This is a genomic window from Halosegnis longus (assembly GCF_009663395.1).
GTDB lineage: Archaea > Halobacteriota > Halobacteria > Halobacteriales > Haloarculaceae > Halosegnis > Halosegnis longus.
Window position 1 is genome coordinate 2055117 of record NZ_QKNW01000001.1, and the last position, 24330, is coordinate 2079446.

Here is a 24330-nt window from a genome sequence, read left to right on the forward strand (position 1 = left end):
CGCGTTCGAAATCCCGACAAGAGTTTACCAACCAAGGCCGAACGATGGGGCAATGAGTGACGCCCGTACCGACTCGGGCGAAGACACGGTCGAGTCGGCTATCCGGCGGGTCGACGAGGCGGAGTCGAACGACTCGCTTTCGACCGAGGAGCTGCGCGCGCAGGTCGAAGCCGAGTACGACTTCGACGACTTTACGCCGAGCGACATGGCGCGGATGTCCCCCGAGGAGTGGGACGCCGTCTTCGACCCCGACTCGTGGATTACGGGCGACGAACTGCTCGAGCGACTGGAGGCCGACCTCAAGAGCCGGGTCGCCTCTCGGGACGTGTTCGCGCGCATCGAACGGCTCGACACCCCCGACCGGCTGGTCGCCTACTCCGATGAGGGGTACGCGGTCGTCTACGCCGACGGGAGCATCGAGGGCGAGGGCACAGTGCTCCGGGACGTGAAGCCGTCGGTCGCGCTGTGTTCGATGGACGACTACACCGTCACGGAGCCCCCCGAGGACGCCGAGCTCCCGGAGCCGACGACGGTTCCGGAGGGGTCCGGCGAGTTCGGCAATCTGATGATGCAGCTCATCGCCGGCGCGATGTTCCTCTCGGGGCTCATCCTCGCGGGTGGGGCGGCCCTCTCCGGTGGCCTCGGTATCATCAGCGGCACCATCGGGCTGTTGTTCCTCGCCGGTGGCTTCCTCCTCTTTTTCACCGTGGCGAACGCGCGGCTCTCCGACCGGTTTCGCGCCGAGGAGTACCGAAATCGGCTGCGCGCGGTCGGCGTCGGCGAGGACGAACGCCCCGAGTTTCTCCCCGAGAGCGCGCGGGAGACGACCTCGCTGGAAGCGGACTCCGAGACGGACGACGACGCGACGGGCGACGCGGCCCACACCGGCGAGCAGCCGGCCTCAGAGACGGCAGAAACGGAGTCCAGTGAGTAAGGGCTGAACGCAGGAAAGCCGCCGGATGAGCCGGACCTTCGGAGAATTTATACGCGGACAGGCCCGATACTTCGACGTTCATGAATAGACGGCAGTTTCTGCGAACTGCGGGGGGTGCGACGGCCGCAGCGGGAGCGGTCGCCGCGTCCGGCACCGCAGCGGCGCAGTCACAACAACCGGACTTCGGCGGGTGGCTGGGCGGCGTCGACGGCGGGTACACGGACGCCCGCGGCGAAAGCGAGGTGACCGTTGAGGTCGGTGCATCCGGCAACGGCGGAAGCCTCGCCTTCTCGCCGGCCGGGCTGTGGGTCGACCCCGGCACCACGGTCATCTTCGAGTGGACCGGCGAGGGTGGCAACCACAACGTGGTCGCACAGGAAGGCCCGGCGGCGCTCGACAGCGGCGGAGCCGTCGGTGAAGCCGGCTACACGTACGAGTACACCTTCGAAGAAGGCGGTATCACGAAGTACGCGTGTGCCCCCCACCAGTCGCTCGGGATGGTCGGTGCTGTCGCCGTGGGCGGCGACGTGCCGACGGTCTCGACCGGCGGGGGCGGCGAGGCCGACCCCAAACACATGGGCGTGGCGATTCAGGCCCACTACGTCGGTATCGCAACGATTCTCGCCATCCTCGTGTCCATCATGTTCACGTTCTTCCAGCTGAAGTACGGTGAATCACCGAACGCGAGCGGAGGGACCTGACTATGAGCTCAGGCAACAACACCTACGGCGATATCCACCGATACGAGCCGGCACGCGAGTCCACCGCAGCAGCGATTGCGATCGTCCTGTTGACGGTGCTTGAAGTGCTGTTCATCGGGCTGTTCACCTACGGGCTTACGGCCGGTGGGTGGGGTCGGTCCGAGTTCGGAAACATGTTCCTCGGTGGCTTGCTGACGCTCACGCTCATCGATCTGGCGTTCATCCTCCTCCTCTACCGGAAGGAGTTCCTCCCGGACGTGATGATCGTCAAGAAGCGCCGTCGCAAGTGGGAGGACCTCTACATCCGCGAGGAGGATATGGACGGCGAGCAGCTCGGCGGTGACGCATGGGACAGCATCAAACGCGCAGTGTACCCCTACTACAAGAAATAACATGCCACTTGACGAAGACAAATATCCGATGGAATCCGGACGACGACGGTTCGTGAAAGGCGTCGTCGGCTCGGCCGCGCTCGCTGGCGTCGGGACCGGCTCGGCGATGGCGATTGGCGCGACGACAAGCTCCGGCGGTGTCGGGGGCGGGACGACGATGGCGATGGCCATCGAGAACACCGACGGACCGGCCCCGCGGGGGATGCCGATTATCCCGCTCACCATCGAGGACGGTGAGCTGCAGGGCATCTGGCCGGAGGTCAGCGAGGTGACCAAGGGCGGACAGACGGTGAACGTCGCGGAGACCGAACTGGGCGGCGTCACGTACTCCTCGGAGTGGTTCCAGTACTGTGGGGTCCAGACGTATCCGGGCACACAGCCGACGGCAGACCAGGACAACACGTTCCGCGTCGGTGCCAGTGCCGGCTACGAGTGGATGAGCGACCTCGAACCCGGCGAGCCGCTCACCGTCGACATGTTCGACGACTACGAGGAGTGGGGCAACGGCATCGGGCAAAGCGGCGTCGGGAAGCCGGCGACCGGCCGCTGGCGCTCCGAGGACGTCGACCAGACGATGCCGATTCAGGTGCTCCGCTCCACCCGCATCGAGGAGATGGCACAGGACAACGAGTTCCTGAGCGCCGCGACCGAACAGGGGTTCATCGCGTGGCTCAACAAGTGCACCCACTTCTGCTGTGTGCCGGGGTTCAAGCAGCTCGAAGGCGCGGCGAACTTCGGCGCGGAAAACCAGGTGTACTGTCAGTGCCACCAGTCGGTGTACGACCCGTTCAGTCCGGTCCAGACGACGTTCGTGGCACTTCCACGACCGGAGGAGTAACGTAGCTGGGATGAGTTTATGAACACACAGCCAAAGGGGCGACAATGAGTTTAGAACGAAAAGACGAACACGACCACAAAGGGTGGATGCAAGAGCGGGACCTGACCCCGGTCGAGTCCATCTACCTGACGGTTCTGATGTGGCTGGACAAGCGGCTCCGCATCGTTGATTACCTGGAGATTCTGGAGAATCTCTACTACAAGGTCAACATGCAGATGCCGAAGAGCCACACGGAACAGTACAACCTCGACAACAAGTTCTGGTACTGGTATCCGCTGTACGCGCTGGGGAGCTTCAGTACCATCGCGTACGTTGTCGCAGCAGTCTCCGGCGCGCTGCTCGGCTTCTACTACAGCCCGGCGGCCGCAGGTGCGTCCGGCTCACCGACCGTCGCGTACGAGCAGATCACCTTCATCATGACCGACCTGAACCTCGGATTCTTCCTCCGAAGTCTCCACCGCTGGTCGGCACAGGTGATGGTGGCGGCGGTGTTCCTCCACATGCTCCGCGTCTACTTCACGGGCGCGTACAAGGAGCCGCGGGAGCTGAACTGGATCATCGGCATCGTGCTCATCTCGCTGACGATGGTCTTCGGGTACACCGGATATCTGCTCCCGTGGGACCAGCTCGCCTTCTGGGCGGGACAGATCGGCGTCGAGATGGCGCTGTCGGTTCCGGTCGCCGGCGAGTGGGCAGCACAGTTGGTGTTCGGGGGATTCACGCTCACGCAGTCCACGCTGCAGCGGATGTACATCCTGCACGTGTTCTTCCTCCCGTTCATCGCGACCACCGTGATTGCGATTCACATCGGCATCGTCTGGATGCAGGGAATCGCGGAGCCACACTGATATGAGCGACACAAACGACGACAAGGACGTAGCCGCAGACGGCACCGGTATCGTCGCTCCCGACGACGAGACGCCAACGTGGCGCGAGCGGAAGGAGCGAACCGAGGGGCTCTCACGGCTCACGTACGAGTACTTCGAGCGTGCACGCCGCGAGGACCAAGACCTGCGCATCGAGTCCGACTACGTCGAGCGCGACGTGCTCGCGTTCCCGACGTGGCCCCACGAGATGGTCCGAAACCTCGCCTTGACGAGCTTCTTCGTCGGGATGATAATCTTCCTGTCGTCGGCGCTGCCGCCTCACATCGGCGCGCCGGCGAACTCGACGCAGACGCCGGCCGTGATTCTGCCAGACTGGTATCTCTACTGGTCGTTCGGCCTGCTCAAGCTGGGTCCGCTCAACCCCGAGCTGTCGCTGCTTGGCGGCTCGAAGCTGATGGCCGACCGCGCGTACGGCGTCGTCGCGAACATCGTCGTGGTCGGATTCATCTCCATCGTGCCGTTCCTCAACAAGGGGGCGGCACGTCGACCCGTCGAGCAGCCGTTCTGGGCGGCGCTGGGCGTCGGTGGCGTCGTGTTCGCGTTCACCATCTCGGCGCTGGCCGTCAAGAACCTCATCTCGATGAACAGCAATCTGCTGTTCGACCTGGCGTTCCTGCTCCCCATCGCGGCGACGTGTCTCTCGTACGCCGTGTTGAAGTCGATGCGGGAAGGGTACATGTTCGAGCTGAATCGTCGCTACTACCGGCTGCGACCCCCGAAGTAGACAAGACTCAAATCGCTTCGCCCCTTCTTTCTGCACATGAGTGAGGAACCCGACAGCGACGCCGCCGAGGGCGGCGGGCGCGACATCGCCGTCCCGATGGAGATGTACAAATCCATCACGGTGTTCTCGACGCTGTTTGCCGTCGCCTTCGTCCTGCTCGCGTTCGTGATGTTCGACGCGGCGACGCTCGACCGGAGCTTCGTGCGCGGGCTGGTGCAGGACGCCTTCGGCGCGGTCGGCGTCGGCGTCGGCGGCCAGCCGCTGACCATCGCGTTCGCGCTCGTCGGGTTCGCGTTCCTCACCACCGGATCGGGAATCTACATCCTCGGCTCGCGGTTTCGCGCCGAGGAGATGGGAAACGCTAAAAACGAGGCTGACGAAACATAGATAATGGCCGACGAATTTGCAAAAGGGTTCACGATATTCATCAGCGCCGGGCTGGCGTGGATGACGCTCGCCGGCTGGTACAACACGCCGAGCTTCGAGGGAACACAGCTGCTTGCGCCCAATCCGACCTCCGGACTGACGGTGTACACGCAGGTCGGACTGGTGGTCAAGGAGGCGATGTTGTGGTTCGCCATCCTGGGCTTCCTCACGTTCGTCGTCGTGATTCCGATCGCGCGGAAGGCACGCGACGCGTACGTCGGGGCACCGGAGATTCCGGAGTAATCCGGCAACCGGACGGCTTTTTCTCGTCGCCGTGAGACCAGGGCGTATGCAGCGACCGACGGTCGGCATCCTCGGCGATCAGACGGTAGCGACGGCCGTAACTGCCGCCGGCGGTGAGCCGCTCGCCGTCGACCCGACCGAGGTCGCCGTAACCGAGCCCGACGTCGTCGTCGCCGTCGGCGAGTCGGGCATGTTGACGGCTGCCGACATCGGTATCGAGTCGCCCGTCGTTCCCGTCGACGCTGGCTACCCGTACCGGTCGGTCGAACGCGGTTCGCTAGAGAGTGCACTCGCCGCGGTGTTTGAAGACCAACACGAGATAGCCGAGCTACCGGTCGCGACCGCGCGAACCCCACTCGGGGAGACACGGGCGCTCGCGGAGTTCATGCTGGTGACCGGCGAACCGGCACGCATCTCGGAGTACACGGTCGTGAGCCGCACAGAGCGGGTGGCGACGTTCCGTGCCGACGGAGTCGTTGTTGCGACGCCGGTCGGTTCCAACGGCTACACGCGCCGGGCGGACGGGCCGATTGTGGCCAACGGCGTCGACGCGTTCGCCGTCGTTCCGATCGCTCCGTTCTCGACGGACGAGGACATGTGGGTGGTGCCGACGGACGGACTGGAACTTCGCGTGGAGCGCGACGAGACGCCGGTGGAGCTGCTGGCCGACGACCGGACCACCGGCTCGGTCGTGCCCGGCGAGTCGGTCCGCGTGGGCGTCGAGTCGTCGCTTTCCGTCGCCGTCGTTCCGGAGTCGAGCGGTCGGTTTCGCTGACCGCTCCCCGATTGGAAAGGGCTTAATGTAGCCCGTACCGACCCTCGCGTATGGAGAATTTCGTGGCGTGGTTCGGGCCGGTGGACCAAATTCTGGCACAGAACGTGCTTTCTGCACCGCTGATTGCCTATCTGCTGCTCGGGCTGGTCGTGCTCAACATGCTGGGTCGCGCACTGGAGTACAGACAACACCAGTCACAGGCAGCGTCGGGCGACTGGCAGGACGTGACGCGACATCCGCTGCGCGTCGGGACGAACTTCCTGCTCGTGGTCGGTGCGTTCTACTACATGACCATCGCACACCACGGCGGGCTCGTGTTCTCGATGCTCGTCGCGACGGTGTTCGTGACCGACCTCTTCGAGTTCGAGTCCCGCCAGGTGGAGGTCCGCAACGACCGCGACCTCACGCCGCCGAAGGGTTCCGTGACGGCGTCCATCCTCATGCTCGCGTACATCCTCTTCCAGACGTTCTTCTTCGCTGTTGCGCCGTTCTGGAGTCAGGTCGTCTGAGCTCGCGCAATTTTTTGCCGACCGTCGCCCTCTCACGCTTTCTTCAGTCGTCGTCGAACGGCCAGTCGCCGGTGCGTTTCATCCCGGTCGCGAGGTCCTGGGCTTCGAGTTCCGCGGCGATGTCGGCCGTGTCACGCCGTTCGGTCGTCGTCGCGTCGCTCGCCAGTTCGACGGCCAACTCCGCGAGGACGATAGCCTGTTCCCGGAAATCCCGCGGAGCGAGCTTGTCGAGCGTGTCGGCGCGAGTGTGTCCCCAGCCGCGTCCCTCGTCGCCCGTCTCGGCGTAGACGTGGAGTCCCGGGACTCCTCGCTCCACGAACGGCCAGTGATCGCTGTGCGGGCCGTGGTGTGGGTTCGCGGTGAACGGCTGGTCGAGTCGGTCGCTCACCCGGTCGATGGCAGCATCGAGCGCGTCGAAGCCGTGGGTGTAGGCGGCGAGATTCCGCCCCTGGGCGACGCCGTCGAGATTAAACACCGCCTTCACCGTCTCGGGGTCGCGCTCGCCGGCGAGACAGCTGGAGCCGACGAGTCCAACCTCCTCCGCGCCGAAGCAGACGAACTCGACGCGCGTGTCAAGGTCGGCTTCGCGGTCGGCGAGCGCCCGCGCGAGTTCGACCACCATCGCCGTCCCCGCGCCGTTGTCCATCGCTCCCTCGGCGATATCGTGGGCGTCGACGTGACTGGTCACGAGTAGAGTTTCGTCCGTGTCCGGCCCGAGCGTCGCGTGGACGTTCTGACTCGTCGCGTCGCCCGTCTCGGCGCGCGTGGCGACGGTGACCTGCTCGCCCTCGTGTTCGCGGACGAGACGGCTCCCGGCCTCCTTCGAGATGCCGACGGCCGGTATCTCGCCCAGCGGCGCGTCGGCCGTTCCGACGCTTCCGGTCGGTGCGAGACACCCCTCGACGTGGTTCCGGAACAGGAACGCAGCCGCTCCGTGTTCGACGGCGTCGTAGTACTTCTCCCGGCGGTGGATGAGCCGGTCGTACCACGAGGGAACGTTGCTCGCACAAACGACGACCTTCCCATCGACGTCCGTCTGCTCGAAGTCCTCCGGCAGTCCGTAGCCCACATCGACGAGTTCGCCCGTCGTCTCCCCGGTCGGCGACCGAGGGAGCGCGAGACAGTCGAAATCGGTCTCGCCGGCCTGCACGCGGGAGTCGCTGCGTATCCACCCTTGGATGTCGAACTCATCTGTCCACGCGTCGTCGGCGAACTCCGCGAGCGCGTCGCGCGTCTCGCGGGCGGCCGTCGCCTCGCCGTCGGACCCGGCCATCCGGTTGCCGACGCCGACGAGCGATTCGAGATGGCTCCAGCCGACCTCGGAGGTGAACGTCTCACCAATCCACTGTGTCATACCACACCACCGTCGCCCGTGGCGTTAGTAGTTCCCATCGCTCGTGAACCAGCATCGCTTAGGGACTGCTTGCCGACCGTCGGATATGGCACACGAGGAGCTACCGTTCGACTTCGAGTTGCTGTGCGAGCTGACAGAGACTAACGGCGTTCCCGGCTACGAGGACCGGATTCGCGACATCGTCCGCAGAGAGCTGACCGACGAGGTCGACACGATAGAAAGCGACGGGATGGGGAACCTCGTCGCCACCGTCGAGGGGACCGGCGACCAGCACGTCGTCGTCGCGGCCCACATGGACGAAATCGGGTTCATGGTGCGACACGTTACCGACGACGGCTACCTCAAGCTCGACGCGCTCGGCGGATGGGACGCACGCGTGTTGAAGGCCCAGCGCGTCACCGTCCACACGGACGACGAGGACCTCACGGGCGTCATCGGTAGTCCACCGCCCCACACCCTCGACGAGAGCGACCGCGACGGCGACGACACGGTGGACGATGTCTACGTCGACCTCGGGCGCGACGGCGACGAGGTCGCGGACCTCGTGAGCATCGGTGACTTCGTGACGACCCAGCAGTCGACGACGCTGATGGGCGACCACGTCACGGGGAAGGCGCTCGACAATCGCGTGTCGGTGTTTGCCCTCATCGAGGCTGCCCGCCGGCTCGACTCGCCGACGGCGACGATTCACCTCGCGGCGACGGTCCAAGAGGAGGTCGGGCTGCGCGGCGCGCAGGCGCTCGGCGTCGACATCGACGCCGACGTGGCCTACGGGCTGGACACGACGGTCGCGAACGACGGGCCGAACTTCTCGAAGGAGGACCGCGTGACGGCCCTCGGTGACGGTGCCGGCATCAAGCTGAAAGACAGCTCCGCGATCACGAACCCGACTGTCCACCGGCGGCTGACGGCGCTCGCAGAAAAGCGAGAGATTCCACACCAGCCGGAGATTCTTCCCGCGGGCGGAACCGACACGGCGGGACTCCAGTTCGCCGGCGGTGCGACGCCGGCCGGGGCGATTTCGTTCCCGACGCGGTATCTCCACACGGTGACCGAGAGCATCCACGTCGAGGATATCGAGGCAGTCATCGACCTGCTGGTCGCCGCGCTGGAAACGGAAGACGGCTCTACCGACTACCGGCTGTAGCCGGGGCGAATCGAAGCGGAACCTTCAGGAGTGAGTGATTCTAACGCCGTGTATGAGCAGCGACGAGCGTTCCGTCAGTCGACGTGGCTTCCTGCGCGCCTCGACCGGCGCGGCGGCCGCGAGCGGGCTTGTCGGTACCGCAGCCGCACAGGAGGATGGCAACGAGACGGACAGCGGCTCCGGCGGCGGCGGTGACCTTCCGGGGGCGGGGACGACAGAAACCGTGGTCGTCGCGCCGGGCGGTGAGTTCGTCTACGAGCCGGCGGAGCTCCAGATTCTCCCGGGAACGACGGTGAACTTCGTGTGGGAAGGCGACGGCCACAACGTCGTTCCCGACTCCACTCCTGAGGGCGCGACGTGGGAAGGAAAAGGCGAGGCCGGCGTGCTCTTCGACTCCGGCACCGAGTACAGCCACACCTTCGAGACGCTCGGCACCTACGAGTACGTCTGTACGCCACACGAGAGCGTCGGCATGGTCGGCTCCATCGAGGTCGTCGAGGAAATTTCGACGCCGGAACCCGCGCAGGGACCACCGGAGATTCCCGACCCAGCGAAGGTGCTCGGACTCGCCGGCACCATCGGCATCGGCGCGACGCTCGGGCTCGCGTACTTCCTGATGCGCTTTGGCGGCGGCTACGACGAGGAGTAGCTACACGGAGTCGGGGCGGGTCGTAATCTCTAACTCGACCGACCGGCTCGTTCCCTCTAAGTCCTTCACCGCGCGGCGGACGACGCGTTCCGCCTCGGACTGTATCTTCGGTTTCGCCTTCTCGATGACCCAGTCCCACGAGACGAGCGACGGCAGCGGGATGACGCTCGTGTCCGCCGACTCGGGCGCGAACGCCGCCCGGAAGGTGACACGCGTCGCGTGCTCGCGGTCTTCCGGCGGGGTCGCGTCTCCCAGCTCCCAGTAGCCGTTGGCGTCGAGGTCCTTCGTCAGCTCCCACGCGATGCGGCTTGGCGAGTCGATGTCGGTGACCCGCGAGCGGGCCGTGTACGAGAGCTTCCACCACGAGAACGTGAGTTCGTACTCCGTCCCCTCGCTGCCGTCGCCGAACCCTTCGACGCTGTCGAGATGTTTGGAGTAGCGGGCGTAGTGCGTGAAGTCGATGAGGAAGTCGAACACCTCTGTTCTGGGCGCGTACACGACGGTCTGGAGTTCGACAGCGTCCACGGGCGAGATAGCAGACACAGCCTCCTAAACACTCCGGGGCGGCGCGACCGTGAGCTTCAGGCCCGTCGGCGCGTACCCTCGCGCATGAGCACCGACGCGGTCATCGTCGGCGGCGGAGTCGCGGGGCTGACAGCGGCCACCTACACCGCCCGCGCCGGCGTCGATACGACGGTCGTCACGGACGGCGAGTCGACGCTCGCTCGGAACGCACACTTGGAGAACGTCCCCGGCTTCCCCCTCGGGGTGAACGCGCGCACCTTCCTCGACCTCTGTGTCGAGGGCGCACAGGAGGCCGGCGCGACGTTCGAGGAAGGCCGAGTCACGCGGGTCGAGTCCACCGACGACGGGTTCACCGTCGAGACCGTCGACGGAGCCTCGTTCGCGGTCGATACCGTCATCGCGGCTTCGTGGTCCGACGCCTCGTACCTCGCCGATGTCGACGGAGTCGGCTTTCTCGACCGCGGGTCGAAGACCTTCGTCGACGCCGACGAGGCGGGACGAACCGGAGTGGACGGACTGTACGCGGCTGGTCGACTCGCCGAACAGCCACACCAGACGGTCGTCTGCGCCGGCCACGGCGCGACGGTCGCGCTCGCGCTCGTCCACGACGCCGACGTCCCCTACTACCACGACTGGGTGACGCCGGAGGGGTACTTCACCGAGCGCGACCGCCAGGTACCCCCTGGTTGCGTGGAAATTCCGGCCGACGAGCGCCGCGAGCGCGAGGCGCGCGCGAACGAGCGGATGCGCGAGGCGTTCACGGAGCCACGAGGGGAGGAACCGACGATGCACCCCTCCGTCGTCGCCGCCCGCGAGGACGACGGCGAACACTGATTAGCCCGCCCCACGGAGCCGAAATATGAGCGTACTCGCCGACACGAACGTCGTCCTCGGCGTCTCGGGGTCGATCGCCGCCGTCAAGACGGTGGAACTGGCCCACGAACTGCGACGCGAGGGCGCGAGCGTCAGAGCAGTCGTGACCGACAGCGCCCGCGGCATCATCCACCCGTGGGCACTGGAGTTCGCGACCGAACGCGAGGTCGTCACCGAGATTACCGGACGGGTCGAACACGTCGACCTGTTCGGCGCGGACGGGTGGGCAGACGTGTTCCTGCTCGCGCCCGCGACCGCGAACACCGTCGGAAAAATCGCCGCCGGTATCGACGACACGACCGTCACGACGTGTGCCACGACCGCCCTCGGCCAAGGGATACCGTTGGTCGTCGCGCCCGCGATGCACGAGCCGATGTACGACCACCCGGGCGTGCTCGACTCGCTCGACACCCTCGAATCGTGGGGCGTCACCTTCGTCGACCCACGTCTCGAAGAGGGGAAAGCCAAAATCGCGACCGAGGAGGCAATCGTGACCACGACGGCCCGCGTCGCCGGCGACTCCTCGCTCGCCGGCAGACACGTCGTCGTCACGAGCGGGCCGACAAGCGAGACAATCGACCCCGTCCGGGTGTTGACGAACCGCGCATCGGGGAAGACGGGGCGCGCACTCGCTCGGGCCTGTTACGTTCGCGGCGCGGACGTGACCCTGCTGCACGACGGTGCAGACGTGCCGTACGCGGATGTCGAGCGCGTCGAATCGGCCGCGGAGATGACCGAGGCGGCGGTCGAGGCGGTCGGTGCCGGTGCCGACGCGCTCGTCTCCGCGGCTGCAATCTCGGATTACACCATCGAGGCGAGCGACGAGAAGATTCGCTCCGGGGGGGAACTCACGCTCGAACTGGAGCCGACGCCGAAACTGCTCGATACGGTCCGTGCGAGCGCCCCCGACCTCACGATGGTCGGCTTCAAACTCGAAACCGAAGGCGACGACGAGCAGCTCGTCGCGACGGCGCGCGAGCAACTGGAGCGGGTCGGGCTCTCATTCGTCGTGGCGAACCGCGCAGACGCGCTCGCCGGCGACGAGACGCGCGTCATCATCGTGCGAGACGAGGCAACCACGACCTACACCGGGTCGAAAACGGCTGTCGCGAACGACATCGCCGGCGAACTCGCGACCGAACTCTGATTACAGCACCGCCGCGAGGACGACGGCCGCCGCCACCAGCACGACGAGCACGATACCCGAGCTGATTCCGGCCGCCAGCGGCACGCGGTCGCGGCCGACGGCTCGGCCCACGGCGCGGTCGGGTGCAGCGACGGCGCGCTGGACGCCGCCGGCGAGTCTGACGACGGCGCGGTCGGTCGCGGCGTACAGTTCGGTGACGCCGACGACGAGCGCGCGCGTCCCGTAGAAGCTGAGCGGGTTGTACAGCGAATCCACGTCGGGCACCTTTCCGAGCTTCGAGAGCGGCTTCTTCACGAGGACGAACCCGACGAGCCCCGCCACGGCGAGCGCGACGCCCTCGACGATGTGGTCGACGGTGTACGTCACGTAGACGTGGTCGACGACGGCTCCGTCAGTCACGTCGAACGGGAGGATGTTGAACAGCGAGCCGTCGGAGATGCCGAAGAACACACACAGTGCGGCGACGGTCACCAGCGCGACGGATTGGCCCCGATTAGCGTCTTTCACCTCGCCGTCGTACTCGCCGTGGAAGAAGGCGTAGTAGCCGAACTTGATGAACGACATGAAGGTGCCGACACCACCGACGAGCAGCAGTATCTCGAGGGTGTAGAAGTCGCCAATCACGAGCGGTCCCTTCTCAAAGGTGTAGTGGCTCCCGGAGATGACGATACCCTTGCTCACGAAGCCGTTGAAGCCGGGGAAGCCGGCGATCGACAGCGCGGCGATGGTGAACGCGCCGGCGGTGAGAGGCATCTGTCGGGCCAGCCCGCCGAGCTTCTTCAGACTCTCCTCGCCGGTGCGGTAGATGACGACGCCGGCGGTCATGAACAACAGCCCCTTGTAGAGGATGTGGTTGAACACGTGCGCGAACGCGCCCGCCTGTGCGAGCGCGGAGCCGATGCCGACACCAGCGACCATGTAGCCGACCTGCGACTGGATGTGATACGAGAGGAGCCGTCGCATGTCGTTTTGGAACAGCGCCATCGTCGCGCCGAAGACGGCCATCAGTCCGCCCATGTACGCGACGGCGACGTTCCCGTCGTCCGGGAAGACGCGGTACATCCCGTAGACGCCGGTCTTGGTCGTGTAAACGCACAGGAAGACGCTGGCCGCGATATGCGGGCGCGGGTAGGTGTCCGGCAGCCACGCGTGTAGGCCGATGAAGCCGACGTTGACACCGACACCGAGCGCGGCGAGCACGGGCGCGACGGAGCCGGCGAGTCCGGCCGTCTCGGGGCCACCGGGCACGCTCGCGAACAGGAAGGTACCCGTCTCGGCGAAGTGCCAGATGACGGCCCCGAGGAACAGGGTCCCGCCGATACCGTGGAGAATCGCGTACCGGAAGCCCGCACGGACGGCCTTGCCGCCGTAGTGCCAGACCAACAGCGTGCTGGTGACGGCCATCAGCTCCCAGAAGAAGATGAGCGTGAGCCAGTCGCCGCCGAAGACGGCTCCCAGACTGCTCGCCACGTAGCTGAGTGCGAACGCCGTCTGAATCGCCTCGGCGTCGCTGTAGTACGAGTAGAGCACGCCGGTCGCGCCGATGAACGCGAAGATGAGCCCCATCAGCGTCGAGAACGGGTCGACGTTGAAGATGACCGTCTCGAAGCCGAACAGGTCGAAGTTCGTGAAGTGTGCGCCCGAATCCACGAGCCACACGTACGGGACGACGGCGAAGGTCGCGACACCGGCGACCGCGTGGCCCACCTTTCGGCCGAGCAGCGGCAACAGCAGCGCAGCGAGGATGACCGGGACGAACGGCGGAACGATTGGCTCCATCAGAGCGCCACCCCCGTCACACCCTCGACGACGGCACGAACGATTTGGAGGAACACCGCGGCGTCGGGTACGACCCCGAGCGCGATGGAGCCGGCCGCGGCAAAGAGGATGGGCGCGAGCATGAGCCACGTCGACTCGCCGCCGCGCCAGCCGGCCGCGGTCCAGCCGTCGCCGTGACCGTGGCCGTCGTGGCCATCGTGTTCACTGTGTTCGCCGTGCTCGTCGTGTTCCTCTAGTTCGTGCCCGCCGTCGGTCGCCACGTCGCGGTCCCCACCGAACGGTGATTCGAGCACAGGCTTCGAGTTCCCGTCGTCGGGCGACTCGAAGAAGGCTGTGTAGACGACCGGCCAGAAGTACGCGATGTTGAGCACGCCGGAGACGAGCAGCGCGCCGGTAAACAGCAGCTGCCCCGACGAGACCGTCCCGACGAGGATGAAGTACTTGCTGACGAAGCCGGCGATGAGCGGAATCCCGGCCATCCCGAGCGAGGCGATACCGAATGCCGTCATCGTGAGGGGCATCCGCCGGCCGATACCGGCCATGTTGCTGATGTCGTCGGTGTGGGTCTCGACGTGGATGGCACCCGCACAGAAGAACAGGGTGAGCTTCATGAACGCGTGGGCGGGGATGTGGAGCAGTCCCCCGGCGAGCGCGTACGCGGCGGCGCGCTCGGGCGCGACGCTCACCCCGACTGCCAGCCCGAGCACGATGTACGAGAGCTGGCTCACCGTCGAGAAGGCGAGCCGGCGCTTGAGGTTGTCCTGACGGAGCGCGATAACGCTCGAAATCAGGAGGGTCGCCGCGGCGACGAACGCGAGGACAATGCCGAGTCCGAGGTCGGCGACGGCGTCGGGACCGAACACGTCGAGGGTGACGCGAGCGATACCGAAGACGCCGGACTTGACGACCGCGACCGCGTGGAGCAGTCCCGAGACGGGCGTCGGTGCGACCATCGCGTCGGGGAGCCACGAGTGGAGCGGCATCAGCGCGGCCTTCACGCCGAAGCCGACGACGAGCAGGCCGAAGGCGGCGCTCGCGAGCGTCGGGTCGGCCGTCGCGAGGTCGGCAATGCCACCGGGGGTGAACGTGGTCGTGTCGGTGAGCACGTAGACGAGCACCGTCCCCGCCAGGACGGCGACGCCACCCCCGAAGGTGTAGGTGAGGTACTTGCGCCCGGCGGCACGCGCCTCCTTCGTCTGGTCGTGCGTGACGAGCGGATAGGTCGCGACGGTCAACAGCTCGTAGAAGACGAACAGCACGAGCAGATTCCCGGCGAAGGCGATGCCGATTGCCGCCGAAACGCTCCCCGCGAAGGAAGCGAAGTAGCGGGTCTGGTGGCCCTCGTCGAGGCCGCGCATGTAGCCCATGCTGTAGAAGCTGGTCACGACCCACAGCAGGCTCGCGAGCAGGCCAAACAGCAGGCCGAGCGCGTCGGCTTCGAGCACGAAGTTCACGCCCGGCACGAACGTCCCGAGGTCGGTGACGTACACGTCGCCGCCGAGAACGGCGGGCACCATGCTGGCGACGAGTCCGAACTTCGTCACGGCCGCGGTGACGGTCCACGCCTCGCGGAGATTCGGCCGTCCGCGGGAGGCGAGAATCGGCGCGACCGCGACGGCCGAGACGAGCACTGCAAGCAGCGGTCTGAGAGATGTAATTTCGGTCATGAGAGAAGCCCCTCCATCGTTGGTTCGAGCAGGTCACCGTAGCCGGCGGCGACGGCACCGAGCGCGACGGCGACGACGGCCGCAGCGACCACCGTCGCCCGCATCCCGACCGAGACGACCGGGGCGGGTTCGTCGTCCTCGCCACCGTCGGTCGCCGTCGGAGCGAGCCCGCTCGTCTCCGTCGGGTCGCGGAAGTAGATGCGCTCGACCACCCGGGCGAAGTACGCGAGCGTGAGCAGCGTGCTCGCGAAGATGACGACGACGAGCGGCCACGCGCCGGCCTCGACAGCGCCGAGCGCGATGTACCACTTGCCGACGAAGCCGACGGCCGGCGGGACGCCGACCATCGCGACGGCGAGCACGCTGAACGCCGCCGCGCCGACCGGCGACCGCTTCGCGAGGCCGGCGTACTCGTCGACGGTGCGAGCGCCCGTCGCGTCGTTCACGAGCCCGACGGTCAGGAATAGGCCACCCTTCATGATGGCGTGGCCGACGAGATGGATTGCCGCGCCGGTGAGCGCGACGACGTTGCCGACGGCGACGGCCCCGACGATGAGTCCGAACTGCGAGACGGACGAGTACGCGAGCATCCGTTTCAGCTCGCTCTGTGAGACGGCGAGTAAGCTCCCGACGACGATACTGACGACCGCACCCGCCGCGAGGACGGTGCTCGCAAGCGGCGTCTCAGCGAGGAACGCCGTCCCGAAGACGGTGAACACGATGCGAATCAGCGCGTACGCGGCGACCGTCGAGACGAGCGCCGAGATGAACGCGCTCACGGAGTCGGGCGCACCGGCGTAGGCGGCCGGCTGCCACGTGTGCAGCGGGAAGACGGCGATCTTGACGAACAAGCCGACGACGAGCAGACCGAACGCGGCGAGCACGAGCGGCGAGCCGTAGCCCACCTCGGCCAACTGCGTCGCGAGGTCGCCCATGTTGAGCGTCCCGGTCGCGATGTACGCGAAGCCAATCCCGAGCAGGAACAGCGACGCGCCGACGGTGCCGACGAGCAGATACTTCAGCGCGGCAATCGCGGAGCGGCCGCCGTCGCCGCTCGCGACGAGCGCGTACGCCGTCAGCCCCGTAATCTCGAGGAAGACGTACATATTGAAGATGTCGCCGGTGATGGACATCCCCGACAGTCCCGCCACGAGGAGGAGGTAGATGACGTAGAAGGCGTTCGAGCGCGGGCCGGCCCGCCGCGCGTACGCGAGCACGCCGAGTGAGACGACGGCCACGAGCAGCGCTATCGTCGCCGAAAGGCCGTCCACGATGAGTTCGATACCGATGGGGACGGTGAAGCCGCCGACGACGTAGCGAATTGCCTCGCTCCCGAGCACGTCCGCCAGCAGCGTTCCCGCGATGGCGGTCTGGACGGCGAGGGTGAGTACTGCGACGGCCCAGCCGACGCGGTCGCGGGCGAGTCCCGCAAGTAGCGCGATGACGGAACCGAACACCGGGAACGCAACTAAAAGCGGCGCGAGGTCACTCATCGGCCTGCACCTCCCGGAGGGTTTCCTCGTTGAGCGTCCCGTACTCGTCGTAGATGCGCACGATGAGTCCCAACGCGACCGCGGTGAGACTCACCCCGACGACGATGGCCGTCAGGATGAGGACGTGCGGCAGCGGCGAGACGTACGGTGCTGGCGCGGTCAACAGCGGCGGACTCGCGCCGGTGATGAACGCGGCCGCGATGAAAAACAGGAAGATGCCCGTCTGGAAGACGTTCATCCCGATGACCTTCTTGACGAGATTCCGGCTCCCGATGAGCGTGTAAGTCCCGATGCCCAACAGCAGGAACGCCGCCAGGTAGTAGAGCCGGTCGGCGAGCGCCTCGATTCCCGTCATTGGTCCACCTCCGCCTCGTCGGTCGACCCGGAGGCGATGACGAAGAACAGTCCCGTCACGACGCCGGCGACGATGAGTCCGATTGCCAACTCGACGAACTCCATCCCGTACTTCGCGGCCTTGTAGATGGGGTACACGTCGTACTCGAGGAAGGCTCCCCCGAGTAGAATCGAGCCGATGCCCGCGAGGAAGAAGGCTAACACGCCCAATCCGACGAGTCCGACCGGAATCGTCGTCCCAATCCAGTCGCGTGTCGTCTCGATGCCGAACGCGATACCGAGCATGAGGACGACGGTCCCGACGATGACGCCGCCTTGGAACCCACCACCGGAGGAATCTGCTCCGTGGAACATCACGAACAGTCCGAGCGTGAACACGAACGGCGTGATGACCCGGACGGTCGTCATGATGATGGGACTCTCGACGTAGGGGGCCTGTGGCTCCTCGACCGAGTCGGCGCTCATCCTAACACCTCCCGTCTGAGGACGACGATGAGCCCGATGCCGGCCGAGTAGACCACCACGGCCTCACCGAAGGTATCGAAGCCACGATACGAGGCGAGCACTGCGGTCACGGCGTTCTTGACCTGTGACTCCTCGTAGGCGTTCTCCAGATAGTAGTTCGTCACCTCGTCGGTGGCGACGGCGGAGTCGCTGGCACCGACGGCCGGGAGCGCGAACAGCGTCGCCGACAGCGAGACGACGAGCAGCACCGACACCGCGAGCGCGGGGACGTTCACCCGCTCGAAGGTGCGGTCGTCTGGCGGGCGGGTCGTCTTCGCGATAGTGAGCAACAGCAGGACGGTCATGACGCCGGCACCGACAGACGCCTCGGTCAGCCCCACGTCGGGGGCCCGCAGGAACACCCAGATGATGGCGATACCGAGACTGTACGCGCCGAAGGCGATAATCGCGGCGAGCACGTCGCGCAACAGCGCGGTCGCGACCGCACAACAGAGGATGAACACCAGGAGCGCGGCTTCGACGGGCGTAATCACGCCTCATCCCCCTCCTCGTCGGTCGTCCACGGCTCGATACCCTGTTCGGCTGCCGCACGCACGATTGCGTGTGCGGCGGTTGGATTGGTGATGAACATAAACAACAGGAGCAGCACGGTCTTGACCGTCGTCATGGTCCCGTCGAACGCGAGCGCGACCGCCCCGAGCGTCAGCAGTGCCCCGAGCGTCTCGCTCTTCGAGGTACTGTGTGCGCGGGTGTAGAGGTCGGGGAGTCTGATGAGTCCGACGACGGCGACGACGGCGAAGAAGACGCCACCGAGTGCCAATAGGAGGATGGCAATCTCGCGGGGCGTCACAACACACCACCCCGCTCGACGGTGAACTTCGAGATGGAGATGCTCAACAGGAAGTTGAGGAGGGCGTACACGAGCGCGATGTCGAGCGCGCCCGGCTCACCGATGGCCGCAGCCAGCAGCGCGATGACGATGACGACGTTCGAGCCGACGACGTTGACCGCGATGACGCGGTCGGGCATCGTCGGGCCGCGGACGACGCGATAGAGGCCACCCAGCGAGGCGACGGTGAACGCCGCGGCGGTCACGAGCAAAATATCCATGGTGAGTGTCATCGCTCGACCGCCTCGTCGCTCTCTCGGCTCTCTTCGCTCGCCTCGTCGGTGCCGCGACGCTCCAGCGGGCTCGGAATCCGGGACGCGGCTCGGCCGTAGAAGACGAACCGGACGGCGCGTTCGAGCGAGCCGCCCAGCAGCCCGGCCTTCGAGTCCCTCGTGAGCGCGTGGACGGTGAAGTGTCGCCGGGTCACGTCGACGGTGACGGTGCCGGGCGTCAGCGTGATGCTGTTGGCGAGTGTCGTCACCGGGAGCGCGGACCAGACGGCGGCGTCGAACTCAACCACTTCGGGGTCGATCGGCAGGTCCGGGTGGAGCACGACGTACGCAATCTTGAGGTTCGCGACGACGACCTCCCAGAGGAGATACGGGATGTACAACAGCAGCCGACCGACGCGGCCAGCAGTCTGTGTCGGCTGTATCGGCGTCGTCAGCGAGATTCCCCACAGCGCCGTTGCGACGACGAGCCCGGAGATCGTGCCCGTCGCGAGTTCGAACGGCGCGAGCGAGCCGGCGAGCAGCAGATAAAACAGGGTCGAAATCGTCGCGAGGCCGAGAAACTGTGCGATAGTGCCCCGGCGGACGAGCAGGGTTCCGCGCCGCGGGCGCGCGACGGCCGCTTCCTCCACCTCGAAGCCGGCGCGGCGGAGTTCGTTCTCGATAGGCGGCAACAGCGGCGTCGTTCCGAGCGGGTCGAAGTCGGGGTCGAACACCACGACGTCGATGCCGTGTGTCCGGGCGTACTCCGCGAGCACGTCGGCGTAGTCGCTCGGGCTGAACAGATACTCGCGGGTCCCGACGAGCGAGGTGTACACCTCGACTGCCGCCTCGGTGTCGGCACCGAGGTCCTCGTCCGCCCACGCCTCGACGCGGTCGAGCAGCGAGCGGGCGTGTTCCGCCTCACCGGTGCCCTCGTCGAACGAGAGGCGTTTCGAGAGCGGGTAGACGAACCGAAGCGTCACCGACTCGCCGGTCTCGGCGGCGCGGTCGGTCGCCTGTTCGACGGCGTATCTGACCGTGTTCCGGACGCTGCGGGACTCGGAGACCGGGACGAGATACCCCGTCCCGGTCACCGGTACCACCCGGACGACTGCAGGTCGGAACGGCCGGTAGTGCGTGCCATCGTTCTCGTGGAGCGATTGAGTCCCACGTGGTAAAGCGCTTGCTTTCGCCGCGCTACCGGCGTCGATTTTCCGCCGCAAGCTGGACGAACGCCCACGGTTTCGGCCGTTCGCGCTACCGGTGTCCAGTCGGCGCGCGGCGGCCGCCTCGCGGTCGAACTACACCGATTCACAGCCTTTTACCCCACCGCTCTCTCACGCGGACCATGGACCAACTCGCCGAGTCGCTCCACGACGCACCCATCATCGAGAAGGACGGTTACCACTACTTCGTCCACCCGATCTCCGACGGCGTCCCGATGCTGGAGCCGTCGCTCCTGCGTGAAATCGTCATCCGCATCATCCGGAAGGCGAACCTGGAAGACGTGGACAAAATCGTCACGCCCGCGGCGATGGGTATCCACATCTCCACTGCGGTCTCCCTGATGACAGACATCCCGCTCGTCGTCATCCGGAAACGCGAGTACGGACTCGACGGCGAGAAGCCGCTCTTCCAACAGACCGGCTACTCCGAGTCGCAGATGTACATCAACGACGTGGACGCCGGCGACAGCGTGCTCGTGCTCGACGACGTGCTCTCGACGGGCGGCACGCTCGCGGCTATCTGCGGTGCCCTCGACGACATCGACGCCGAGATTCAGGACGTGGTGGCCGTCATCAAAAAGGTGGGCGGCGAGAACAAGGTCGACGAGTCGCCGTACCACGTCAAGACGCTCATCAACGTCGACGTGGTGGACGGCGAGGTCGTCATCGTCGACAAGGACGGCGACGACTGATTCGCGACGCGGCTTCTGGTTCGCGTTCGAGACTGGGGGCCGCGGGAAAATCGACAGCAGAGAAAACAGACGAGCGATTTAGGCTTCGATGCCGTCGAACTTCTCCAGGTCGATAGTCTCCTCCAAGAGGAGGTCCGTCTGGTCGGATACGTCGACCTGTTCGCGCGCGAGCTGTTTGAGCTTCGACTGCGGGGCGAGGTCGCCGATGAGAACGCCGCCGACGACCCTCCCGTCTTTGAGCGCGACGCGCCGCCACTCGCTGTCGGAGTACTTCTTCTCCACGTCGTCGTCGCCGAGCGTCGGGTGGCCGAAGGAGAGGAACGGGAAATCAAAGTGCGTAATCGAGTACGAGGAGACCCACTCGAAGGTCTCGGACGGCTCGCCCCACCCGCTGAGCATGTTCTGGGCGGCGACGGAGCCTTGCTCTTTTGCCGACCCCCACGCGCCGTTCTGTGCGCGCTCGCCGAGCAACACGTCGTGGAACTGCGTGATGTCGCCCGCGGCGTACACGTCCTCGACGTTCGTCTGCATGTGCTCGTCCGTGACGATTCCCCAGTCGAGTTCGATGTCGGTGTCGCGCAGGAACTCCGTGTTGAAATCCAGCCCGATTGCCGCGCCGACGAAGTCGGCGTCGAAGCGCTCGCCGTTCGGGTCGACGGCGGCGGTGACGTGGCCGTCGTCGTCCGTCTCGAAGTGGTCGACGCCGGAGTCGAACACCGGCGTGACGTTCTTCTCCCGCAGAGCGTCGTGGATAATCTCGGCGCCGTCCGGGGAGAGCGCGTAGCGCCACCAGCACTCGCCGCGCATGAGGTAGTTCGCCTCCACGCCCTGTGCGCCACAGATGGCCGCGAGGTCGATGCCGAGCAGCCCGGCACCGACGATGACGCCGTTGTCGGCCGCCTCGGCACCCTCCTTGATTGCCCGGGCGTCCTCGAAGGTCCAGAAGTGTTCGATACCCTCGGCGTCGGAGTTGTCGACCGGAAGCTGGGTCGGCGTCCCGCCCGTCGCGACGAGCAGCTTGTCGTACTCGTAGCTCTCCCCGGAGTGGGTCTCGACGCTGTGGCCCTCGGTGTCGACGGTCGTGACGTGGGTGTTCAACTGGAGGTCGATACCCCGCTCGTCGTACCAGTCGGGGCTGTGAATGGAGATGGGCGCCTCCGGCATCCGGCCTTTTGCGTACTCCTTGATGAGAATACGATTGTACAGCGCCTCTCCCTCGTCGGTGATGACGGTGATGTCCGCGTCGGGCTCTGCGTCGTGCAGTGTCTCCGCCGCGGAACTGCCGGCGATACCGTCGCCGATGATGACGTACGACGAACTCATACACGTTCTTCGACCGCCCCCACTAAAGGGAATTGCTATCTCCCCGTGTCACACGCGCCGGCGTCTGTCGCCGCTGGATTCAAACAGACGCGAGACCAAACGAGGGTATGAAACTCCGACAGAACGTCCGCCACTGGGCCGCCAAGAAGGCACTCACGACACCCATCGTCGGCGAGAAGGCACGCGCGAAGCTCGTCGATTTACACACCAGTATCTTCCTCGATAAGACGGACGAGTCCAACCGCGACGAGCGGGAAGCCCACCTCGATGACTTCTTCGCCGCCACGATGGACACCTACGTCGCTGCCCTCGACGCCGGCTTCACCGAGGCCGAGGCGCGCGAGGTCACCCACATCCAGGCGAACTTCGACTTCTTCAACCACGGCTGGGCGGAGATGATGGAGTTCCCGGGCGACGAACTGGAGGAACACTACCGCCGCTACGAGTCGTTCTTCGTCGCCCACAACATCACCATCGACGACCCGCTCGGCGACTTCCGACCGGTCGGCGGCATCGCCGATGCACCCGCCACGCCCGACGCGATGGAGGAGGGCGCGTTCGAGAACGCGGTCGCCGGCTTCGCCGACGACGTGTATCTGGACGACGGCGAACAGATTCACAAGGGCGGCGACACCGAAGAGCCGGAGGACGTGTCGCTGGAGCAGTCGCCGGGCGTCTCCGACGAGGACGCACCCGCCGACGACTGAGACGGTCTACTCCTCTAACAGCGCGTCAGCCGCCGCGTACCCCGCCTCGATACCCCCGTTGAGCGACCGTTCGGGGTACTGTGCACGCGAGGCCATCCCCGCGTAGTAGATGCCGTCGGCGATGTCGCCACCGAGGTCGTAGGGAACCACCATGTCGAGGTAGCCGCGCTCGTAGATTGGTGCGGTGCGGGGGTTGCGCGCAATCTCCATCCAGTTCACCGAGTCGCGGTCGAATTCCGGGAACATCTCTTCGATGCCACCGAGCCAGCGGTCGCGAACCTCCTCGTCCGAAAGCTGCCACAGCTCCTCGTCCTGACTCTGGATGTAGCTCGCACAGTAGAGCAGGTGTTCGCCGCCGTAGCGCTCGGGCGAGACGAAGTTCGTGTGCTCGATCAGCGCGCCGAAGGGTGCCTCGTCGGCGATGTTGAGCCAGTAGGTGTCGGTCACCGACTCGTCCATTCCGACGACGGCACATACCGACCCCTGGAACTCGATGTCGCACTCGTAGCCGGTCCAGCGTTCGAGCAGGTGGGGCATCGTCGTGACCACCACGTCGTCGACGGCGTGTTCGGTCGTCGTCCCGTCCTGCTCGACACTGAGGGAGCTGACGGACTCATCGAAGTCGATATCCTGAACGCGCGCACCGGTCTCGACGTTCTCGCGGCCGACCGCCTCGACGAGCGCGTCCACGAGCACGGCGAAGCTGCCGTCGAAGTAGCCGAGCTTCTCGCCTTTCAGCAGGTCGCGCTCGCCGCGAAACTGGATGCGACCGAGCAGCCACGCCGCGGACACGTCCTCCTTGCGCGAGCCGAACTTCGCGCGAAGCAGCGGCTCGAAGAAGAAGTCGTAGACGCCCTGCGTCGTGTGTTCGAGCAGGAACTCCTTGATGGGGACGTGCTCGTAGGCCTCCAGTTCGTCGTAGCTGTCGAAGCTGGGGATGCCGCCGCGCACGTCGACCCCGAGGGTGAGCATACCGAGTCGGAACTTATCGTAGAAGCTCAGATGCGGATAGGCGGCGATCTCCCACGCCGTGTTCAGCGGATGGACGACGCCGTCGACGTAGTAGGAGTCGTGGCCCCACAGCCACTCCAGTCGGTCCTCGACGCCCAACTCCTCCGCGAGGTCGACGATGGTCTCCTCCGTAGCGGAGAGGTGGTGGTAGTACGCCTCGATGGGGTCCCCCTCGGTCTCGTAGGTGGCCGCCAGCCCGCCGACGGTGTCGGACGCCTCGAAGACGGTCGGGTCGTGGCCGGCCTGCTGGAGGCGGTACGCCGCGGCGAGTCCGGCGATACCACCGCCGACGACAGCAATCATACCCATACTTCGGAGTCTGTGGTATGGGTCTTTCCATCGGTCTGACGGCCGTGGCTTGAAACTCTTATACCGCTGGCTGTGTGAC

Annotated in this window: 29 protein-coding genes; 16 read left to right on the forward strand and 13 right to left on the reverse strand. The window is 66.1% G+C overall.

The window, feature by feature from the left end; translation table 11 throughout:
* The first annotated feature begins 52 nt into the window (after positions 1 to 52).
* The 10 genes from DM818_RS11125 to DM818_RS11170 all read left to right on the forward strand — a co-directional run bounded on the left by DM818_RS11125 (position 53) and on the right by DM818_RS11170 (position 6429).
* On the forward strand, positions 53 to 934 hold the full coding sequence (locus tag DM818_RS11125; RefSeq protein ID WP_153952621.1) for a DUF7319 domain-containing protein: 882 nt from the start codon (positions 53 to 55) through the stop codon (positions 932 to 934).
* A gap of 80 nt (positions 935 to 1014) precedes the next feature.
* A complete protein-coding gene (locus DM818_RS11130) occupies positions 1015 to 1635 on the forward strand; it encodes a halocyanin domain-containing protein (RefSeq protein WP_123124188.1) in 621 nt (206 codons plus the stop codon).
* 2 nt (positions 1636 to 1637) lie between these two features.
* The gene (locus DM818_RS11135; protein ID WP_075936660.1) at positions 1638 to 2027 is read left to right on the forward strand and encodes a DUF7318 family protein; all 390 of its coding nucleotides are present in this window, start codon (positions 1638 to 1640) and stop codon (positions 2025 to 2027) included.
* Between the two features lies 1 nt (position 2028).
* Positions 2029 to 2865 carry a cytochrome B gene (locus DM818_RS11140; protein WP_075936659.1) on the forward strand — a complete coding sequence of 279 codons (837 nt, stop codon included), beginning with the start codon at positions 2029 to 2031 and terminating at the stop codon, positions 2863 to 2865.
* A 44-nt stretch (positions 2866 to 2909) separates the two neighbouring features.
* A complete protein-coding gene (locus DM818_RS11145; RefSeq protein ID WP_075936658.1) occupies positions 2910 to 3713 on the forward strand; it encodes a cytochrome b in 804 nt (267 codons plus the stop codon).
* A gap of 1 nt (position 3714) precedes the next feature.
* Entirely contained in the window at positions 3715 to 4476 is a 762-nt protein-coding gene (locus DM818_RS11150; RefSeq protein ID WP_075936657.1) for a cytochrome bc complex cytochrome b subunit, read from the forward strand.
* A gap of 36 nt (positions 4477 to 4512) precedes the next feature.
* Positions 4513 to 4863 carry a DUF7315 family membrane protein gene (locus tag DM818_RS11155; protein ID WP_075936656.1) on the forward strand — a complete coding sequence of 117 codons (351 nt, stop codon included), beginning with the start codon at positions 4513 to 4515 and terminating at the stop codon, positions 4861 to 4863.
* A 3-nt stretch (positions 4864 to 4866) separates the two neighbouring features.
* Positions 4867 to 5145, forward strand: a complete 279-nt coding sequence (locus DM818_RS11160) for a DUF7314 family protein (RefSeq protein WP_075936655.1) — start codon at positions 4867 to 4869, stop codon at positions 5143 to 5145.
* Between the two features lie 46 nt (positions 5146 to 5191).
* A complete protein-coding gene (locus DM818_RS11165; RefSeq protein ID WP_075936654.1) occupies positions 5192 to 5920 on the forward strand; it encodes an NAD(+)/NADH kinase in 729 nt (242 codons plus the stop codon).
* Positions 5921 to 5970: 50 nt separating this feature from the next.
* Positions 5971 to 6429: a DUF7313 family protein gene (locus DM818_RS11170; protein ID WP_075936653.1), complete on the forward strand. Its 459-nt coding sequence runs from the start codon at positions 5971 to 5973 to the stop codon at positions 6427 to 6429.
* A gap of 43 nt (positions 6430 to 6472) precedes the next feature.
* On the opposite strand, the gene DM818_RS11175 is transcribed toward DM818_RS11170, so the two are convergent.
* Complete coding sequence (locus DM818_RS11175) at positions 6473 to 7783, reverse strand: M28 family peptidase (protein WP_123124186.1); 1311 nt, start codon at positions 7781 to 7783, stop codon at positions 6473 to 6475.
* Between the two features lie 85 nt (positions 7784 to 7868).
* On the opposite strand from DM818_RS11175, the gene DM818_RS11180 reads away from it, so the two are divergent.
* Positions 7869 to 8930: a M42 family metallopeptidase gene (locus tag DM818_RS11180; protein ID WP_075936651.1), complete on the forward strand. Its 1062-nt coding sequence runs from the start codon at positions 7869 to 7871 to the stop codon at positions 8928 to 8930.
* 52 nt (positions 8931 to 8982) lie between these two features.
* Positions 8983 to 9579 (forward strand): plastocyanin/azurin family copper-binding protein, encoded by a 597-nt coding sequence (locus tag DM818_RS11185; protein WP_075936650.1) that lies wholly within the window; start codon positions 8983 to 8985, stop codon positions 9577 to 9579.
* On the opposite strand, the gene DM818_RS11190 is transcribed toward DM818_RS11185, so the two are convergent.
* Positions 9580 to 10104, reverse strand: coding sequence for an SRPBCC family protein (locus tag DM818_RS11190; RefSeq protein WP_075936649.1), 525 nt, complete (start codon positions 10102 to 10104; stop codon positions 9580 to 9582).
* A gap of 84 nt (positions 10105 to 10188) precedes the next feature.
* On the opposite strand from DM818_RS11190, the gene DM818_RS11195 reads away from it, so the two are divergent.
* Together DM818_RS11195 and coaBC are read left to right on the forward strand one after the other, a co-directional pair.
* Positions 10189 to 10938, forward strand: coding sequence for an NAD(P)/FAD-dependent oxidoreductase (locus DM818_RS11195; protein ID WP_075936648.1), 750 nt, complete (start codon positions 10189 to 10191; stop codon positions 10936 to 10938).
* 25 nt (positions 10939 to 10963) lie between these two features.
* Positions 10964 to 12124, forward strand: coding sequence for a bifunctional phosphopantothenoylcysteine decarboxylase/phosphopantothenate--cysteine ligase CoaBC (coaBC, locus tag DM818_RS11200; protein ID WP_075936647.1), 1161 nt, complete (start codon positions 10964 to 10966; stop codon positions 12122 to 12124).
* Here coaBC and DM818_RS11205 read toward each other — a convergent pair whose 3' ends face one another.
* Genes DM818_RS11205 through DM818_RS11245 form a run of 9 tightly spaced genes read right to left on the reverse strand, consistent with a single transcriptional unit; the run spans position 12125 to position 20086 of the window.
* Positions 12125 to 13903: a Na(+)/H(+) antiporter subunit D gene (locus tag DM818_RS11205; RefSeq protein ID WP_075936646.1), complete on the reverse strand. Its 1779-nt coding sequence runs from the start codon at positions 13901 to 13903 to the stop codon at positions 12125 to 12127.
* Positions 13903 to 15570, reverse strand: a complete 1668-nt coding sequence (locus DM818_RS11210; RefSeq protein WP_075936645.1) for a proton-conducting transporter transmembrane domain-containing protein — start codon at positions 15568 to 15570, stop codon at positions 13903 to 13905. The genes DM818_RS11205 and DM818_RS11210 overlap by 1 nt, the downstream gene beginning before the upstream one ends.
* Positions 15567 to 17063 carry a monovalent cation/H+ antiporter subunit D family protein gene (locus DM818_RS11215; RefSeq protein ID WP_123124184.1) on the reverse strand — a complete coding sequence of 499 codons (1497 nt, stop codon included), beginning with the start codon at positions 17061 to 17063 and terminating at the stop codon, positions 15567 to 15569. The genes DM818_RS11210 and DM818_RS11215 overlap by 4 nt, the downstream gene beginning before the upstream one ends.
* Positions 17056 to 17418 carry a cation:proton antiporter subunit C gene (locus DM818_RS11220; protein ID WP_075936643.1) on the reverse strand — a complete coding sequence of 121 codons (363 nt, stop codon included), beginning with the start codon at positions 17416 to 17418 and terminating at the stop codon, positions 17056 to 17058. Before DM818_RS11220 ends, DM818_RS11215 begins: the two co-directional genes overlap by 8 nt.
* The gene (locus tag DM818_RS11225; protein WP_075936642.1) at positions 17415 to 17882 is read right to left on the reverse strand and encodes an MnhB domain-containing protein; all 468 of its coding nucleotides are present in this window, start codon (positions 17880 to 17882) and stop codon (positions 17415 to 17417) included. The genes DM818_RS11220 and DM818_RS11225 overlap by 4 nt, the downstream gene beginning before the upstream one ends.
* The gene (locus DM818_RS11230; protein ID WP_075936641.1) at positions 17879 to 18415 is read right to left on the reverse strand and encodes a DUF4040 domain-containing protein; all 537 of its coding nucleotides are present in this window, start codon (positions 18413 to 18415) and stop codon (positions 17879 to 17881) included. Before DM818_RS11230 ends, DM818_RS11225 begins: the two co-directional genes overlap by 4 nt.
* Positions 18412 to 18732 (reverse strand): monovalent cation/H(+) antiporter subunit G, encoded by a 321-nt coding sequence (mnhG, locus tag DM818_RS11235; protein ID WP_075936640.1) that lies wholly within the window; start codon positions 18730 to 18732, stop codon positions 18412 to 18414. Before mnhG ends, DM818_RS11230 begins: the two co-directional genes overlap by 4 nt.
* Positions 18729 to 19004, reverse strand: coding sequence for a cation:proton antiporter (locus DM818_RS11240; protein WP_075936639.1), 276 nt, complete (start codon positions 19002 to 19004; stop codon positions 18729 to 18731). The genes mnhG and DM818_RS11240 overlap by 4 nt, the downstream gene beginning before the upstream one ends.
* Complete coding sequence (locus DM818_RS11245; protein WP_235907926.1) at positions 19001 to 20086, reverse strand: monovalent cation/H+ antiporter subunit E; 1086 nt, start codon at positions 20084 to 20086, stop codon at positions 19001 to 19003. The genes DM818_RS11240 and DM818_RS11245 overlap by 4 nt, the downstream gene beginning before the upstream one ends.
* A gap of 245 nt (positions 20087 to 20331) precedes the next feature.
* Here DM818_RS11245 and hpt point away from each other — a divergent pair, with 245 nt between their 5' ends.
* Positions 20332 to 20901 (forward strand): hypoxanthine/guanine phosphoribosyltransferase, encoded by a 570-nt coding sequence (gene hpt / locus DM818_RS11250; protein WP_123124183.1) that lies wholly within the window; start codon positions 20332 to 20334, stop codon positions 20899 to 20901.
* A 78-nt stretch (positions 20902 to 20979) separates the two neighbouring features.
* Here the strand turns inward: hpt and DM818_RS11255 are convergent, their stop codons facing one another.
* Positions 20980 to 22224 carry an NAD(P)/FAD-dependent oxidoreductase gene (locus DM818_RS11255; protein ID WP_123124182.1) on the reverse strand — a complete coding sequence of 415 codons (1245 nt, stop codon included), beginning with the start codon at positions 22222 to 22224 and terminating at the stop codon, positions 20980 to 20982.
* Positions 22225 to 22331: 107 nt separating this feature from the next.
* Between DM818_RS11255 and DM818_RS11260 the strand changes: the two genes are divergently transcribed.
* Positions 22332 to 22931, forward strand: coding sequence for a DUF6149 family protein (locus DM818_RS11260; protein ID WP_123124181.1), 600 nt, complete (start codon positions 22332 to 22334; stop codon positions 22929 to 22931).
* 6 nt (positions 22932 to 22937) lie between these two features.
* On the opposite strand, the gene DM818_RS11265 is transcribed toward DM818_RS11260, so the two are convergent.
* Entirely contained in the window at positions 22938 to 24245 is a 1308-nt protein-coding gene (locus DM818_RS11265) for an NAD(P)/FAD-dependent oxidoreductase (RefSeq protein WP_123124612.1), read from the reverse strand.
* Positions 24246 to 24330 lie beyond the last annotated feature (85 nt).

What these genes read in the sequence shown, in the direction of transcription:
- DM818_RS11170 (WP_075936653.1), top strand. Translation starts at nt 5,971, where the DNA reads ATGGAGAATTTCGTGGCGTGGTTCGGGCCGGTGGACCAAATTCTGGCA.
- DM818_RS11225 (WP_075936642.1), bottom strand. Translation starts at nt 17,882, where the DNA reads ATGAGCGCCGACTCGGTCGAGGAGCCACAGGCCCCCTACGTCGAGAGT.
- DM818_RS11155 (WP_075936656.1), top strand. Translation starts at nt 4,513, where the DNA reads ATGAGTGAGGAACCCGACAGCGACGCCGCCGAGGGCGGCGGGCGCGAC.
- DM818_RS11265 (WP_123124612.1), bottom strand. Translation starts at nt 24,245, where the DNA reads ATGATTGCTGTCGTCGGCGGTGGTATCGCCGGACTCGCCGCGGCGTAC.
- DM818_RS11215 (WP_123124184.1), bottom strand. Translation starts at nt 17,063, where the DNA reads ATGAGTGACCTCGCGCCGCTTTTAGTTGCGTTCCCGGTGTTCGGTTCC.
- hpt (WP_123124183.1), top strand. Translation starts at nt 20,332, where the DNA reads ATGGACCAACTCGCCGAGTCGCTCCACGACGCACCCATCATCGAGAAG.
- DM818_RS11195 (WP_075936648.1), top strand. Translation starts at nt 10,189, where the DNA reads ATGAGCACCGACGCGGTCATCGTCGGCGGCGGAGTCGCGGGGCTGACA.
- DM818_RS11140 (WP_075936659.1), top strand. Translation starts at nt 2,029, where the DNA reads ATGCCACTTGACGAAGACAAATATCCGATGGAATCCGGACGACGACGG.
- DM818_RS11240 (WP_075936639.1), bottom strand. Translation starts at nt 19,004, where the DNA reads ATGACACTCACCATGGATATTTTGCTCGTGACCGCCGCGGCGTTCACC.
- DM818_RS11185 (WP_075936650.1), top strand. Translation starts at nt 8,983, where the DNA reads ATGAGCAGCGACGAGCGTTCCGTCAGTCGACGTGGCTTCCTGCGCGCC.
- coaBC (WP_075936647.1), top strand. Translation starts at nt 10,964, where the DNA reads ATGAGCGTACTCGCCGACACGAACGTCGTCCTCGGCGTCTCGGGGTCG.
- DM818_RS11205 (WP_075936646.1), bottom strand. Translation starts at nt 13,903, where the DNA reads ATGGAGCCAATCGTTCCGCCGTTCGTCCCGGTCATCCTCGCTGCGCTG.
- DM818_RS11175 (WP_123124186.1), bottom strand. Translation starts at nt 7,783, where the DNA reads ATGACACAGTGGATTGGTGAGACGTTCACCTCCGAGGTCGGCTGGAGC.
- DM818_RS11150 (WP_075936657.1), top strand. Translation starts at nt 3,715, where the DNA reads ATGAGCGACACAAACGACGACAAGGACGTAGCCGCAGACGGCACCGGT.
- DM818_RS11160 (WP_075936655.1), top strand. Translation starts at nt 4,867, where the DNA reads ATGGCCGACGAATTTGCAAAAGGGTTCACGATATTCATCAGCGCCGGG.
- DM818_RS11220 (WP_075936643.1), bottom strand. Translation starts at nt 17,418, where the DNA reads ATGACGGGAATCGAGGCGCTCGCCGACCGGCTCTACTACCTGGCGGCG.
- DM818_RS11210 (WP_075936645.1), bottom strand. Translation starts at nt 15,570, where the DNA reads ATGACCGAAATTACATCTCTCAGACCGCTGCTTGCAGTGCTCGTCTCG.
- DM818_RS11180 (WP_075936651.1), top strand. Translation starts at nt 7,869, where the DNA reads ATGGCACACGAGGAGCTACCGTTCGACTTCGAGTTGCTGTGCGAGCTG.
- DM818_RS11145 (WP_075936658.1), top strand. Translation starts at nt 2,910, where the DNA reads ATGAGTTTAGAACGAAAAGACGAACACGACCACAAAGGGTGGATGCAA.
- DM818_RS11260 (WP_123124181.1), top strand. Translation starts at nt 22,332, where the DNA reads ATGAAACTCCGACAGAACGTCCGCCACTGGGCCGCCAAGAAGGCACTC.
- DM818_RS11165 (WP_075936654.1), top strand. Translation starts at nt 5,192, where the DNA reads ATGCAGCGACCGACGGTCGGCATCCTCGGCGATCAGACGGTAGCGACG.
- DM818_RS11125 (WP_153952621.1), top strand. Translation starts at nt 53, where the DNA reads ATGAGTGACGCCCGTACCGACTCGGGCGAAGACACGGTCGAGTCGGCT.
- DM818_RS11130 (WP_123124188.1), top strand. Translation starts at nt 1,015, where the DNA reads ATGAATAGACGGCAGTTTCTGCGAACTGCGGGGGGTGCGACGGCCGCA.
- DM818_RS11255 (WP_123124182.1), bottom strand. Translation starts at nt 22,224, where the DNA reads ATGAGTTCGTCGTACGTCATCATCGGCGACGGTATCGCCGGCAGTTCC.
- DM818_RS11135 (WP_075936660.1), top strand. Translation starts at nt 1,638, where the DNA reads ATGAGCTCAGGCAACAACACCTACGGCGATATCCACCGATACGAGCCG.